Source organism: Streptomyces sp. NPDC127108, assembly GCF_042677545.1.
Classification (GTDB): domain Bacteria; phylum Actinomycetota; class Actinomycetes; order Streptomycetales; family Streptomycetaceae; genus Streptomyces.
The window spans coordinates 1-14,341 of record NZ_JBHXTE010000008.1 but is presented as its reverse complement, the minus strand read 5'-3'; the positions used below and the strand labels follow the sequence as shown (position 1 = coordinate 14,341).

The 14,341-nt window shown below is 71.7% G+C and carries 11 protein-coding genes; 5 read left to right on the top strand and 6 right to left on the bottom strand.

Annotation, left to right across the window (positions count from 1 at the left end):
- Window positions 1-185: 185 nt before the first annotated feature.
- The 3 genes from ACFVHO_RS08580 to ACFVHO_RS08570 are packed head-to-tail and all read left to right on the top strand — an operon-like array spanning window position 186 to window position 3,312.
- On the top strand, window positions 186-1,337 hold the full coding sequence (locus ACFVHO_RS08580; RefSeq protein WP_385711568.1) for a Gfo/Idh/MocA family protein: 1,152 nt from the start codon (window positions 186-188) through the stop codon (window positions 1,335-1,337).
- Complete coding sequence (locus ACFVHO_RS08575) at window positions 1,334-2,464, top strand: dihydrodipicolinate synthase family protein (RefSeq protein ID WP_385711566.1); 1,131 nt, start codon at window positions 1,334-1,336, stop codon at window positions 2,462-2,464. Before ACFVHO_RS08580 ends, ACFVHO_RS08575 begins: the two co-directional genes overlap by 4 nt.
- The gene (locus ACFVHO_RS08570) at window positions 2,461-3,312 is read left to right on the top strand and encodes a sugar phosphate isomerase/epimerase family protein (RefSeq protein ID WP_385711564.1); all 852 of its coding nucleotides are present in this window, start codon (window positions 2,461-2,463) and stop codon (window positions 3,310-3,312) included. The genes ACFVHO_RS08575 and ACFVHO_RS08570 overlap by 4 nt, the downstream gene beginning before the upstream one ends.
- An 11-nt stretch (window positions 3,313-3,323) precedes the next feature.
- Here the strand turns inward: ACFVHO_RS08570 and ACFVHO_RS08565 are convergent, their stop codons facing one another.
- From ACFVHO_RS08565 to ACFVHO_RS08540, 6 genes are all read right to left on the bottom strand, one after another.
- Window positions 3,324-3,860 (bottom strand): DUF937 domain-containing protein, encoded by a 537-nt coding sequence (locus tag ACFVHO_RS08565; protein ID WP_385711562.1) that lies wholly within the window; start codon window positions 3,858-3,860, stop codon window positions 3,324-3,326.
- Window positions 3,861-4,128: 268 nt separating this feature from the next.
- Window positions 4,129-4,524, bottom strand: coding sequence for a D-ribose pyranase (gene rbsD, locus ACFVHO_RS08560; RefSeq protein WP_385711561.1), 396 nt, complete (start codon window positions 4,522-4,524; stop codon window positions 4,129-4,131).
- Window positions 4,521-5,429: a ribokinase gene (locus tag ACFVHO_RS08555; protein ID WP_385711559.1), complete on the bottom strand. Its 909-nt coding sequence runs from the start codon at window positions 5,427-5,429 to the stop codon at window positions 4,521-4,523. Before ACFVHO_RS08555 ends, rbsD begins: the two co-directional genes overlap by 4 nt.
- Before the next feature lie 60 nt (window positions 5,430-5,489).
- Entirely contained in the window at window positions 5,490-7,472 is a 1,983-nt protein-coding gene (locus tag ACFVHO_RS08550; protein ID WP_385711557.1) for a substrate-binding domain-containing protein, read from the bottom strand.
- Entirely contained in the window at window positions 7,459-9,099 is a 1,641-nt protein-coding gene (locus ACFVHO_RS08545; protein ID WP_385711556.1) for a sugar ABC transporter ATP-binding protein, read from the bottom strand. Before ACFVHO_RS08545 ends, ACFVHO_RS08550 begins: the two co-directional genes overlap by 14 nt.
- Window positions 9,096-10,127 carry a LacI family DNA-binding transcriptional regulator gene (locus ACFVHO_RS08540; RefSeq protein WP_385711554.1) on the bottom strand — a complete coding sequence of 344 codons (1,032 nt, stop codon included), beginning with the start codon at window positions 10,125-10,127 and terminating at the stop codon, window positions 9,096-9,098. The genes ACFVHO_RS08545 and ACFVHO_RS08540 overlap by 4 nt, the downstream gene beginning before the upstream one ends.
- A 397-nt stretch (window positions 10,128-10,524) precedes the next feature.
- Here ACFVHO_RS08540 and ACFVHO_RS08535 point away from each other — a divergent pair, with 397 nt between their 5' ends.
- Both ACFVHO_RS08535 and ACFVHO_RS08530 read left to right on the top strand, forming a co-directional pair.
- Entirely contained in the window at window positions 10,525-12,741 is a 2,217-nt protein-coding gene (locus ACFVHO_RS08535) for an ATP-dependent RecD-like DNA helicase (RefSeq protein ID WP_385711835.1), read from the top strand.
- A 228-nt stretch (window positions 12,742-12,969) separates the two neighbouring features.
- Window positions 12,970-14,268, top strand: coding sequence for a citrate synthase (locus ACFVHO_RS08530; protein WP_030359945.1), 1,299 nt, complete (start codon window positions 12,970-12,972; stop codon window positions 14,266-14,268).
- The last annotated feature ends 73 nt before the right edge of the window (window positions 14,269-14,341 follow it).

Below are 14,341 nucleotides of genomic sequence, written 5' to 3'. Positions count from 1 at the left end.
CCTCCGGTCTTGTACGAACCTTGTCCGGCAGGCTAGCTTCTCCCCAATAGAAAGCGCTTGCTACGCATGGACGGCCCTACCGGACGCAAGAACCTCGCCGCCACCACTGTTCCCAGCACTGTCCCCACCACCGCCCCCGCCCACCGGCCGCGCGCCCAGCGCCCCGCGCCTACGGAGGAACTCACGTGACACGCGAGACGGTCCGCATCGCCATGAACGGCGTGACGGGACGCATGGGTCACCGCCAGCACCTGGTCCGCTCGATCCTCGCCCTGCGCGAGCAGGGCGGCCTCGACCTGGGGGACGGCACCCGGCTGTGGCCGGAGCCGGTCCTCGTGGGCCGCAGAGAGCACGCGCTGCGCGAGCTCGCCGAGCGGCACGGCCTCACGCACTGGTCGACCGACCTGGACGCCGTCCTCGCCGACCCCACGATCGACGTCTACTTCGACGCGCAGGTCACCTCGGCCCGCGAGGAGGCGATTCTGAAGGCGCTCGCCGCGGGCAAGCACATCTACACCGAGAAGCCCTCCGCCACGTCCTTCGACGCCGCCCTCGACCTGGCCCGGCGCGCCCGGGACGCGGGCGTCAAGCACGGCGTCGTCCAGGACAAGCTGTTCCTGCCGGGCCTGCGCAAGCTGAAGCGCCTGGTGGACGGCGGTTTCTTCGGGCAGATCCTGTCCGTGCGCGGCGAGTTCGGCTACTGGGTCTTCGAGGGCGACTGGCAGGAGGCCCAGCGCCCGTCCTGGAACTACCGCGCACAGGACGGCGGCGGCATCGTCGTCGACATGTTCCCGCACTGGGAGTACGTCCTGCACGAGCTGTTCGGCCGGGTGCGCTCCGTGCAGGCCCTCGCCGTCACACATGTGCCGCAGCGCTGGGACGAACGCGGCAAGCCGTACGACGCGACGGCGGACGACGCCGCGTACGGCATCTTCGAGCTCGACGGGGGCGCCGTCGCGCAGATCAACTCGTCCTGGACGGTACGCGTGCACCGCGACGAACTGGTCGAGTTCCAGGTCGACGGCACCGAGGGCTCCGCCGTCGCGGGCCTGCGCGGCTGCCGCTTCCAGCACCGCGCGGCCACGCCCAAGCCGGTGTGGAACCCCGACCTGCCCGCCGCGCACTCCTTCCGCGAGCAGTGGCAGGAGGTCCCCGACAACGAGGAGTTCGACAACGGCTTCAAGGCGCAGTGGGAGCTGTTCCTGCGGCACGTGTACGCGGACGCGCCCTACCGCTGGGACCTGTTCGCGGGCGCGCGGGGCGTGCAGCTCGCGGAGCTGGGGCTGCGGTCGTCGGCGGAGGGGCGCCGGATCGACGTACCGGAGATCGCGCTGTGAACGCGGCGACCGTACCCCCCGAGCCCCCCGCGTCCCCCTCGCCCGCCCTGCCCCCCTTGCGCTCCCGCACCGTCTACGCCGCCGCCCACGTCGTCGCCGACCCGCGCGCCGACGTGTCCCCGGACGGCCCCGCCGCCGTCGACTGGGACGCCACCCTCGCCTTCCGCCGCCACCTGTGGGCGCACGGCCTCGGCGTCGCCGAGGCCATGGACACCGCGCAGCGCGGCATGGGTCTGGACTGGGCGGGCGCGGCCGAGCTGATCCGGCGGTCGGCGGCGGAGGCCGCGGCGGTCGGCGGCCGGATCGCGTGCGGCGTCGGCACGGACCAGCTGACCTCGCCCGCGGCGACCCTCACCGACGTACGGCACGCGTACGAGGAGCAGCTGGCGCTGGTGGAGGGCGTGGGCGCGCGGGCGATCCTGATGGCGTCGCGGGCCCTGGCGGCGACGGCCGAAGGCCCGGACGACTACCTGACGACGTACGACGGCCTCCTCCGGCAGGCCACCGCCCCGGTGATCCTGCACTGGCTCGGCCCGATGTTCGACCCGGCGCTCGCGGGCTACTGGGGCTCGGCCGACCTGGACGCGGCCACGGACACGTTCCTGGAGGTGATCGCCGCGCACCCCGGCAAGGTGGACGGCGTGAAGATCTCGCTCCTGGACGCGGACCGCGAGGTCGCCCTGCGCCGCCGCCTCCCGGCCGGGGTGCGCTGCTACACGGGCGACGACTTCCACTACCCCGACCTGATCGCGGGCGACGACCAAGGCTTCAGCCACGCGCTGCTCGGCGTCTTCGACCCGCTCGCGCCGGTGGCGGCCCGAGCCGTACGCGCGCTGGACGCCGACGACCCCAAGACCTTCCACGAACTCCTCGACCCCACCGTCGAGTTGGCCCGCCACCTCTTCGCGCCGCCCACCCGCTTCTACAAGACGGGCGTGGTCCTCCTCGCCTGGCTCGCGGGCCACCAGAACCACTTCACGATGGTCGGCGGCCTCCAGTCGGCCCGCTCCCTGCCGCACCTCACCAGGGCGTACGAACTCGCCGCCGCCCTCTCCCTGTTCCCCGACCCGGACCTGGCCGCGTACCGCATGCGCACGCTCCAGGAGATCCACGGAGTCACCCCATGACACCACCCCCGCCCCGCGCCCCGGCCGACTTCAGCATCAACCAGATGACGGTGAAGCAGCTCTCCCTGCCCGAACTGGTCACCGCCTGCGCCGACTTGGGCGTCCGGGGCGTCGGCCTGTGGCGCGAGCCGGTCCAGGAGTACGGCGTTGAGGCGGCCGCGAAGCTGGTGCGGGGCGCCGGACTGACCGTCACCACCCTGTGCAGGGGCGGCTTCTTCACCGCCCACGACCCTGCCGAACGGGCCCGCGCCCTGGCCGACAACCGCGCCGCCATCGACGAGGCGGCGACCCTCGGCACCGACACCCTGGTCCTCGTCTCCGGCGGCCTCCCCGCAGGCGACCGGGACCGCGACCTGCCCGCCGCCCGCGAACGCGTCGCCGACGCCCTCGCCGAACTCGCCCCGCACGCCGCCGCCCGCGGCGTCCGCCTCGCCGTCGAACCCCTCCACCCCATGTACGCCGCCGACCGCTGCGTCGTCTCCACCCTCACCCAGGCCCTCGACCTGGCCGAACGCTTCCCCGCCGACCAGGTCGGCGTCTGCGCCGACACGTACCACATCTGGTGGGACGACCAGGCCCCCACCGCCCTCACCCGCGCCGCCTCCACCGGCCGCCTGCACGCCCTCCAACTCGCCGACTGGACCACCCCCCTGCCCCACGGCGTCCTCACCGGCCGAGGCCAACTCGGCGACGGCACCATCGACTTCCCCCACTGGCGCCACCTCGCCGAAACCGCCGGCTACACCGGCCCGATCGAGGTCGAACTCTTCAACGACACCCTGTGGGCGGCGGACGGCCGGGAGGTGCTGGGGGAGACGGTGCGGAGGTATCTGGAGCACGCCTGCTGACGGCGCGGGCGCTACTTCTTGCCGCCGCCCAGAATGTTCCCCAGCAGATCCCCCAGGTCGAACCCGTCGCCCTGGCCGGTCTTGGGGGCCGCGCCGGAGGGGCTCGGTGCGGTGGTGCCGGGCCCGGTCTTCCGGGCGCGCTTCGTGAGGACCGTGAGGACCACCGGGATCAGGAGTTCCACGGCGCGGGTCACCGTCGCCACGGGGAGGCCGGTCTTCTTCGCGACCGCGTTCGCCACGGGGCGGCTCAGCTTGCCGAGCATGCCCGCCATGATGCCGCCGCCGAGCAGCCCGCCGAGGCCGCCGCCCAGGGTGGCCACGCCCTGGAGCGGGGCCTCCTCCGTGAAGGCCTGGCGGACCTCGGCCGCCTCCTCCGGGTCGGCCGCCTGTGCCTTGTCCTGCAGGGTGCCCGAGAGCGTCGAGACCGTCTGGCCCACGACGGCCTGCGCGCCGGCCGGGTCCGTGCCGAGCACGTCGGCGATCTCCTGGAGCCTGTCGTCGCCCAGCTCGTTCAGTACGTCCTGCTCGAATGAGGTGTCGTCGCTCATGGGCGAAACGCTACGTCCGTGGGGGTTTGTCGGCACGCCGAAATCTTCCGGAGGAACTTGCCGAAGTCGTGCAACCCTTCCGCCACCATGCGTGTCGTACTGGGTGTCAGAAGCTCTGGAGGGGGGATCTGGGGGGATCCGCGGAGCAACTGACAAGGGGAGGGAAACCGAGGGGGCCCGGTCGACGGACAGGGCCCCCTCGAAACGTTCCCGGGCGTTCAGGGACAGCGGCGCCGCGCACCCCGGCCGCCCGGTGGAACAGCCCGGCTCAGAAGAAGACCCCGCACGTCAGCAGCGCGTTCGCGTACGGACTCGCCTCCCCCGTCCGCACCACGAGCCGCGCCCCCGCCGACCGCTCCTTCAGCTCCTGATGCGGGACCAACCCCAGCGCCGCCCCCGGAAACCGCCGCTCCAACAACGCCGCCGTCCCCGGATTCGCCTCCCGCACCTCCCGCGCCGCCACCGCGCCCTCCACCACGAGCTCCGCGAGCAGCCCGTCCAGGACCTGCGCGAACGACGGCACCCCGGCGACGAACGCCAGATCCACCACCCGCGGCCCCGCCGGAATCGGCATCCCCGCATCGCACACCAGGACCCGGTCGCCATGACCCAGCTCGGCCAGCGCGCCCGAAAGATGGCGGTTGAGTATCCCGGCCTTCCTCACAGCGCGGCCACCTCCGCACCCGACGGATACGACACCTGGGCCCCCGCCCGCGTCACCGCGAGCGCCCCCACCCTCGCCGCGTACCGCGCCGCCGACTCCAGGTCCGCGCCCGCGCCGAGCCGCCACGCTAGGGCCGCCGTGAACGCGTCCCCGGCACCCGTCGTGTCCACGGCCGCCACCTTCACCGACGGCACCCGCGCCACCCCGTCAGGCCCGGCCACCAGCGCGCCCTCGCCGCCGAGCGTCACCACCACCGACCTCGGGCCGAGCGCGAGGAGGCCCTTCGCCCACTCCTCGGGCGCATCCGGCACGTCCGCACCGGCGCCCCCGAGGATCACCCGCGCCTCGTGCTCGTTCACCACGAGGGGATCGCAGGCCGCGAGGACCTCGTCCGGGAGCGGCGCGGGCGGCGACGGGTTCAGGACCAGACGCGTCCCCTCGGGCAGCGCGCGCACCACCTCCGCGACCGTGTCGAGGGGGATCTCCAGCTGCACCGACACCACCCGGGCCGCCTGGAAGAGGCTTCCGGCCGCGCGTACGTCCGCAGGCGTCAGACGCGAGTTGGCGCCCGGCGCCACCACGATGCTGTTGTCGCCCGACGGGTCCACCGTGATCAGCGCGACCCCGGTCGGCGCGCCGCCCACCAGGACCCCCACCGTGTCCACGCCCGCCGACCGCTGCGAGTCCAGGAGGAGACGGCCGTACGCGTCGTCGCCGACCCGGGCGAGCAGCGCCGTGCGCGCCCCGAGCCGGGCCGCCGCCACCGCCTGGTTCGCGCCCTTGCCGCCCGGATGGACGGCCAGGTCCGAGCCGAGGACCGTCTCGCCCGCGGCGGGCCGCCGCTCGACGGCGGTCACCAGGTCGGCGTTGGCCGAGCCCACGACCAGCAGGTCGTAGTCATGCATCGTGGTTCTGCCTTTCCCATGTTCCCCGTGCTGTGTCGACACCCGTACGCGTACGGCGCCTCACTTGAACCGTGCCACGTTCTTCTCCGTGACCACCTTCACCGGCACCTTCACCACGGCGGCAGGCTCGTTGTCGTCCTTGTCGTCCGCCGCGCGGATCGCGTTGCGCACCGCGATCCGGCCAAGCTCCGCGGGCTGCTGTGCCACCGACGCGTACAACGTCCCCGCCTCGACCGCCTTCAGGCCGTCGGGCGTGCCGTCGAAGCCGACCACCGACACCGACCTGCCCGCCTTGTCGCCGAGCGCCTTCACCGCGCCGAGCGCCATCTCGTCGTTCTCCGCGAAGACGCCGTCGACGCCCGGATTGCCCTGGAGCAGGTTCGTCATGACGTCCAGGCCCTTGGTGCGGTCGAAGTCCGCGGGCTGCTTGGCGACGACCTTGATGCCGGGGAACTCCTTGATGTCCTCGGCGAAGCCCTGCCCGCGCTCCCGGCTCGCGGAGGTGCCCGCGGTGCCCTGGAGGACGACGACCTCGCCCTTGCCGCCGAGCTTGTCGGCGAGGGCCTTCGCGGCCTGCCTGCCGCCGGCGACGTTGTCGGAGGCCACGAGGGTGGCGACGTCGGCCTTGTTCACGCCGCGGTCGGCGGCGACGACGGGGATGTCCGCCTTGTTCGCGGCGCGCACGGCGGGGCCGACGGCGTCGGAGTCGACCGGGTTGACGATGACGGCCTTCATGCTCTCGCTGGTGAAGTTCTGGAGCTGATTGGCCTGCTGGGACGCGTCGTTCTGCGCGTCCGTGACCGTCAGGTCCACACCCGCCTTCTTGGCCTCCGCCTGCGCGCCCTCCTTCATCTGTACGAAGAAGGGGTTGTTGAGGGTGGACAGGGACAGGCCGATCTTCGTCGACGTACCGGATGAGCCGGAGTTGAAGACGGACACCGCGGCGATCACGGCGGCCGCGACCACGGCCGCGAGCGTGTACTTCAGGGCCTGTGGGCCCTTGCGGCCGGTTCCGGAAGACGTGCTGCCGACGGCACCGCCGCCGCCCGCGCCCGCCCCGGCCCGCCTGCGCAGCGTGTCGAGGAGGACGGCCAGCGCGATCACGACGCCGATGACGACCTGCTGCCAGAACGCCGACACGGAAAGGAGGTTGAGGCCGTTGCGCAGGACCGCGAGGATCAGCGCGCCGATGAGCGTGCCCGACGCCTTGCCGACACCGCCCGCGAGGCTCGCGCCGCCGATGACGACCGCGGCGATCGCGTCCAGCTCGTAGCCCTGCGCGGCCTGCGGCTGCGCGGACACCAGGCGGGAGGCGAGCACGATGCCCGCGACGGCCGCGAACAGGCCGGACAGGGCGTAGATGATGATCTTCTGGCGCTTCACGCGCAGGCCGGAAAGGCGCGCCGCCTCTTCGTTGCCGCCGATCGCGTACATCGAGCGGCCGATGTACGTACGCGACAGGATCAGCGCCGTGATCAGGCCCATCGCCACCATCACGATCACCGGCACCGGCAGCCAGCCGCCCAGCGTGTCGCCGACCTTGGAGACCGACTCCGGGAAGGCGATGGGGGAGCCCTGCGAGATCACCAGGGACAGGCCGCGGCCGATCGACAGCATCGCGAGGGTCGCGATGAAGGGCGGCAGTTTCCCGTACGAGACGAGCACGCCGTTGACCAGACCGCAGGCGATGCCCGTGGCGACCGCGAGGAGCACCGCGATCCAGACGGGCACTCCCTCCTTCGTCGCCGACCAGGCGAGGACCGTCGCCGAGAGCGCCGCGACCGAGCCGACCGACAGGTCGATGCCCGCCGCGACGATGACGAAGGTGACGCCGAACGCGAGGATCGCCGTCACGGCCGCCTGCACGCCGACGTTGAGGAGGTTCTGCGTGGTCAGGAAGTCGCCGGAGAGCAGCGACATCGCGACCACCAGGACCACGAGGGCGCTGAGCGCGCCGTTGTCGAGCAGGACGCGGCGCAGGTCGAGGCCGCCGCCCGCGCCGCCGGTCCCCGTCTTGTCGGGGCGGGTGTCAGTGGTTGCCACGGGAGTCCTCCTTCGCGTCCCCGGCGGCGTCGCCTGCGGGGGTGTTGTCGTTGTCCACAGGGGCGCCGTTGTCCACAGGCGCTGTCGCGGACCCCGTGCTGACGGCCAGCGCCATCACCGCGTCCTGCGTCGCCTCGTCCGCGTCGAGTTCGCCCGCGATCCGGCCCTGTGCCATGACCAGGACCCGGTCGCTCATCCCGAGGACCTCCGGCAGATCGCTGGAGATCATCAGGACGGCGTGCCCGGCGGCCGTGAGTTCGTTGATGAGCTGGTAGATCTCGACCTTCGCGCCGACGTCGATGCCGCGCGTCGGCTCGTCGAGGATCAGCACCTTCGCCTGGGCGAGGAGCCACTTGCCGATGACGACCTTCTGCTGGTTGCCGCCGGAGAGGGTGCGCACGTGCTGGCCGAGCCCGGCCATGCGCACCCCGAGCTGCCCCGCGATCCGCTCGGCGGCGGCCCGCTGCCCGGCCCGGTCGACCAGGCCCGCCCGCGTCGCCGAACGCAGCGTCACCAGGCCGAGGTTCTCCTCGACGGACGCGTCGAGCACCAGACCCTGGCCCTTGCGGTCCTCCGGCACGAGCCCGACGCCGGCGGTCATCGCCGCGTACACGTCGTGCCGGGGCAGCGCCCGGCCGCCGACCTCCACCGTGCCCGCGTCGTAGGGATCCGCGCCGAACACGGCCCGCGCCACCTCCGTGCGCCCCGCGCCGACCAGGCCCGCCACGCCGACGACCTCACCGGCGCGCACCTCGAAGCCGACGTCGTGGAAGACCCCGCCGCGCGTGAGCCCGCGGACCCGCAGCAACGGCGCGTCCCCGTCGGCCTGTTGACCCTCCACGGCCCGCTCGCGCGGATACTGCTGCTCGATGGAGCGGCCCACCATGAGGCGGACGAGTTCGTCCTCCGGCGTCGACGCGGGCACCTGGCCCACGCTGCGGCCGTCGCGCAGCACGCTCACACGGTCGCCGAGCGCGGCGATCTCCTCCAGGTGGTGGGTGATGAAGACGACGCCGACGCCGTCGGCGCGCAGTCCGCGCACGATGGCGAAGAGCTTCTCCACCTCCTCGGAGGTGAGCACGGCCGTCGGCTCGTCCATGACGAGCACGCGCGCGTGCAGGCTCAGCGCCTTGGCGATCTCCACCATCTGCAGCCGGGCGATGCCCAGGTCGCGGCAGCGGGCGCGCGGCGAGACGTCCACGCCCACGCGCGCGAGCAGCTCGGCCGCGTCCGCCTCCATCTGCTTGCGGTCGATGAGGCCGAAGCGGCGCGGCTGGCGGCCCAGGAAGATGTTCTCGGCGACCGTCAGGTCCGGGACGAGGTTGAACTCCTGGTAGATGGTGGCGATCCCGAGCCGCTCGGCGTCCTGCGCGCCGTGGATGCGGACCTCGTCGCCGCCGACGAGGATGCGGCCGGCGTCGGGCTGGTTGGCGCCGGAGAACATCTTGATGAGCGTGCTCTTGCCCGCCCCGTTCTCGCCGAGGAGTACGTGCACCTCCCCGCCGCGCAGGTCGAAGTCCACGCCGTCGAGGGCGACGACGCCGGGGAAGGCCTTGCGGATGCCCTCGACGCGCAGCAGTTCCGGTGCGTCCTGCACGGCGTCGCGCACCGGTGCGGGGCCAGTCATGCGTCACTCCTTCGGGTCGTGCCGGTCGGGGGGAGCTCGCCGCACGAACCGCGTACGACAAGGCGGGCCGGCAGCGTCACGGACTCCGGGGTCCGGCCCTCGATCAGATCGGTGAGCGCCCGCACGGCGGCCCGGCCCAACTCGCCCGTGGGCTGGGCGATCGCCGTGATCGGCGGATCGGTGTGCACGAACCAGGGGATGTCGTCGAAGGCGGCGAGCGCGATGTCGTGCGGAACCCGCAGGCCGCGCGCGCGGATCGCGTCGAGGGCGCCGAGCGCCATCAAGTTGTCGGCGGCGAAGACGACTTCGGGCGGCTCGGGCAGCGCGAGGAAGCCCTCGGTCGCGCGCCGTCCGCTCGCGGCCTGGAAGTCGCCCTGGCCGATGTAGGCGTCCGGCAGTTCGAGGCCGTACTCGGCGAGCGCGTCCCGGAAGGCCGTCACGCGCTCGCTGCCGGTGGTCGTGGCCGCGGGCCCGGCGATGATGGCGAGCCTGCGGTGGCCGAGCCCGTGCAGATGGGCGACCAGGTCGCGCACGGCGGAGCTGCCGTCGGCCCGTACGACGGGCACGTCGAGGCCGGGGATCCAGCGGTCGACGAAGACCATCGGGGTGCCTGCCCGCGCCGCGTCCAGGACGAGCGGGGAGCCGCCGTCGGCGGGGGAGACGAGGAGGCCGTCGATGCGGCGGTCCAGGAGCGTGCGGATGTGGTGGTCCTGGAGTTCGGGCCGCTCGTCGGCGTTGCCGAAGATGATGCTGTAGCCGAGCGCCCGGGCCTCCTCCTCGACGGAGCGGGCCAGTGCGGTGAAGTAGGGGTTCAGCACGTCGCTGATGACCAGGCCGAGCGTGCGCGTCTGGTCCGTCCTGAGGGACCGGGCGAGCGCGTTGGGCCGGTAGCCGAGCGCGTCCACCGCGGCGAGCACGCGCTCCCGGGCGGCGGGACTCACGGACGCGTGCGCGTTCAGGACACGCGAGACCGTGGCCACGGAGACGCCCGCGCGGGCCGCGACGTCTTTGATGCCGACGCTTGCCACTGCCGATGCCACCTCCTCGTGGAATCGATTACACGAGGGATTGGAATCGATTACACGGCTGGTGGCAAGGGTTGTCGGCTGGCTGAAACTCGATCGTGATTTTCGCTGGCGTGGGCGCCTTTCGCTGGCGGGGCGCCTTGACCAGTGGCTCAGCCCCGTAGGGGGCGCGGGGAACTGCGCGACCAGCCACAACAGAAGCCGCAGACGCGTCTGCCGGGATCTCCGCAGATGCGTCTGCGGGTTTTCGCGCGCTGAGCGCGCAGTTCCCCGCGCCCCTGACGGGGCTCAGGTCGGCCGCGGCCCTGACGGGGCTCAGGTCGGCCGCGGCCCTGACGGGGGGGCTGTCAGTGGGCGGCGGTACCGTCGGGCCATGTCGAGTCCTGCACAGCCCGGCGCCGTGCCCCGTATGGCCGTGGTCGAGGGCGTTCTGGAGCGTGTGACGTACGCCAACGAGGAGAACGGGTACACGGTCGCGCGCGTGGACACCGGGCGCGGCGGCGGGGATCTGCTGACCGTCGTCGGCGCGCTGCTCGGCGCGCAGGTCGGCGAGTCGCTGCGGATGGAGGGGCGTTGGGGCTCCCACCCGCAGTACGGCAAGCAGTTCACCGTCGAGAACTACACGACGGTCCTCCCGGCCACGATCCAGGGCATCCGGCGCTATCTCGGCTCCGGCCTCATCAAGGGCATCGGCCCGGTGATGGCCGACCGCATCACCACGCACTTCGGCGTGGACACCCTCGACGTCATCGAGACCGAGCCGAAGCGCCTCATCGAGGTGCCAGGACTCGGCCCCAAGCGCACGAAGAAGATCGCGGCCGCGTGGGAGGAGCAGAAGGCCATCAAGGAGGTGATGGTCTTCCTCCAGGGCGTCGGCGTCTCCACGTCCATCGCCGTGCGGATCTACAAGAAGTACGAGGACGCCTCCATCTCGGTGGTCCGGAACCAGCCGTACCGCCTCGCCGCCGACGTGTGGGGCATCGGCTTCCTCACCGCCGACCGCATCGCCCAGTCCGTCGGCATCCCGCACGACAGCCCGGAGCGCGTCAAGGCCGGTCTCCAGTACGCCCTTTCGCAATCCACCGACCAGGGCAACTGCTTCCTGCCCGAGGAGCGCCTGATCGCCGACGCGGTCAAGCTCCTCCAGGTCGACACGGGCCTCGTCATCGACTGCCTGGCCGAGCTGGCCGAGGACCCCGAAGGGGTGGTCCGCGAGGCCGTTCCCGGACCGGACGGCGGCGACGACGTCACGGCCGTCTATCTGATCCCCTTCCACCGCGCCGAGCTGTCCCTCGCGGGGCAGGTCCTGCGGCTCCTTCGGGCACCGGAGGACCGGATGCCGGGCTTCGCGGACGTCGCCTGGGACAAGGCGCTCGGCTGGCTCAAGGGGCGCACGGGGGCCGACCTCGCGCCCGAGCAGGAGGAGGCTGTCAAGCTCGCCCTGACCAGCAAGGTCGCCGTCCTCACCGGCGGTCCTGGCTGCGGCAAGTCCTTCACGGTCCGCTCGATCGTGGAGCTGGCCCGCGCCAAGCGGGCGAAGGTGCTGCTCGCCGCGCCCACGGGCCGTGCCGCCAAGCGCCTGGCCGAGCTGACCGGCGCCGAGGCCTCCACCGTCCACCGCCTCCTTGAGCTGAAGCCGGGCGGCGACGCCGCGTACGACAAGGACCGGCCCCTGGACGCCGACCTGGTGGTCGTCGACGAGGCCTCCATGCTCGACCTGCTCCTCGCCAACAAGCTGGTGAAGGCCGTCCCGCCGGGCGCCCATCTGCTCTTCGTGGGCGATGTGGACCAGCTGCCCAGCGTCGGCGCGGGCGAGGTCCTGCGGGACCTGCTCAGCGAGGAGGGACCCGTCCCCGCGGTTCGGCTGACCCAGGTCTTCCGCCAGGCGCAGCAGTCCGGCGTCGTCACCAACGCCCACCGCATCAACGCCGGGCAGTCACCCCTGACCCAGGGTCTGAACGACTTCTTCCTCTTCGTCGAGGACGACACCGAGGAGGCCGGGCGGCTCACCGTCGACGTGGCCGCCCGTCGCCTGCCCGCGAAGTTCGGCCTCGACCCGCGCCGGGACGTGCAGGTCCTCGCCCCCATGCACCGCGGCCCGGCGGGCGCGGGTCATCTGAACGGCCTGCTCCAGCAGGCCATCACCCCCGGCCGCCCCGACCTGCCGGAGAAGCGCTTCGGCGGCCGCGTCTTCCGCGTCGGCGACAAGGTCACGCAGATCCGCAACAACTACGAGAAGGGCGCCAACGGCGTCTTCAACGGCACGGTGGGCGTGGTCACCGCCCTGGACGCCGACGAGCAGCGCCTCACGGTCCGCACGGACGAGGACGAGGAGGTCGGGTACGACTTCGACGAACTCGACGAACTCGCCCACGCCTACGCGGTGACAATCCACCGCTCACAGGGAAGTGAGTACCCAGCGGTGGTGATCCCGGTCACCACCGGCGCCTGGATGATGCTCCAGCGGAACCTGCTCTACACGGCCGTGACGCGCGCCAGGAAGCTGGTCGTCCTGGTCGGTTCGCGCAAGGCTCTGGGGCAGGCGGTCCGCACGGTCTCCGCGGGCCGCAGATGGACGGCGCTGGATCATCGGCTGGCGGTTCGACGCGGCGGCTGAGGGTAGGCGTCAACGCGTCGCCGACCTTTGATCGATCAAACGAGTCGGAAACGTCACACAGCACTTTCGGAACTGGGGCGAAGGGGGCAGGATGAGCAGGTTGGCGGCACTGAGTGCCGCCAATAGGCCCAATGGTCGACCCCGAGTGCACTCTCCAGGGCCAAATGGGGGATGGTAGAGACAGTCAGGGCACCTCGAAGAAGAGGCACAACGTCGGTGAGGGATGACGTGAGCGAGAACGCTAACAAGGCTGTAGTACTGCGGTACGGCGATGGCGAGTACACCTACCCGGTGATCGAGTCCACTGTCGGCGACAAGGGCTTCGATATCGGCAAGCTCCGCGCCCAGACCGGTCTGGTGACCCTGGACAGCGGTTATGGCAACACGGCCGCCTATAAATCCGCCATCACCTACCTCGACGGCGAGCAGGGCATCCTGCGCTACCGCGGCTACCCGATCGAGCAGCTCGCGGAGCGCTCCACCTTCACCGAGGTGGCGTACCTGCTGATCAACGGTGAGCTGCCGAAGGTCGACGAGCTCGCCACCTTCAAGAACGAGATCACCCAGCACACCCTGCTGCACGAGGACGTCAAGCGGTTCTACGACGGCTTCCCGCGCGACGCCCACCCGATGGCGATGCTGTCCTCCGTGGTCAGCGCCCTGTCCACGTTCTACCAGGACAGCCACAACCCGTTCGACGAGAAGCAGCGGCACCTCTCCACGATCCGCCTGCTCGCCAAGCTTCCGACGATCGCGGCGTACGCGTACAAGAAGTCGCAGGGCCACCCGGTCGTCTACCCGCGCAACGACCTCGGCTACGTCGAGAACTTCCTGCGCATGACCTTCTCGGTGCCCGCCGCCGAGTACGAGCTGGACCCGGTCGTGGTCTCCGCGCTCGACAAGCTCCTGATCCTGCACGCGGACCACGAGCAGAACTGTTCGACCTCCACGGTCCGTCTGGTGGGCTCCTCGCAGGCGAACATGTTCGCCTCGATCTCCGCCGGCATCTCGGCCCTGTGGGGTCCGCTGCACGGCGGTGCCAACCAGTCCGTCCTGGAGATGCTCGAGGGCATCCAGGCGACCGGCGGCGACGTCGACACCTTCATCCGCAAGGTGAAGAACAAGGAAGACGGCGTGAAGCTCATGGGCTTCGGGCACCGCGTCTACAAGAACTTCGACCCCCGGGCGAAGATCATCAAGGCGGCGGCGCACGACGTCCTCTCGGCGCTCGGCAAGTCCGACGAGCTGCTCGACATCGCGCTGAAGCTGGAGGAGCACGCGCTGGCCGACGACTACTTCGTCGAGCGCAAGCTCTACCCCAACGTGGACTTCTACACCGGCCTGATCTACCGCGCCATGGGCTTCCCGACCGAGATGTTCACGGTGCTCTTCGCTCTGGGACGCCTGCCCGGCTGGATCGCCCAGTGGCACGAGATGATCAAGGAGCCCGGCTCGCGTATCGGACGCCCCCGCCAGATTTACACCGGCGAGGTCATCCGCGACTTCGTCCCGGTGGAGTCTCGCTGACCTGAACCCCGCCCGCGGGGCGGGGTGGTGCGCCCCGTAAGGGGCGCGGGGAACTGCGCGACCAGCCACAACA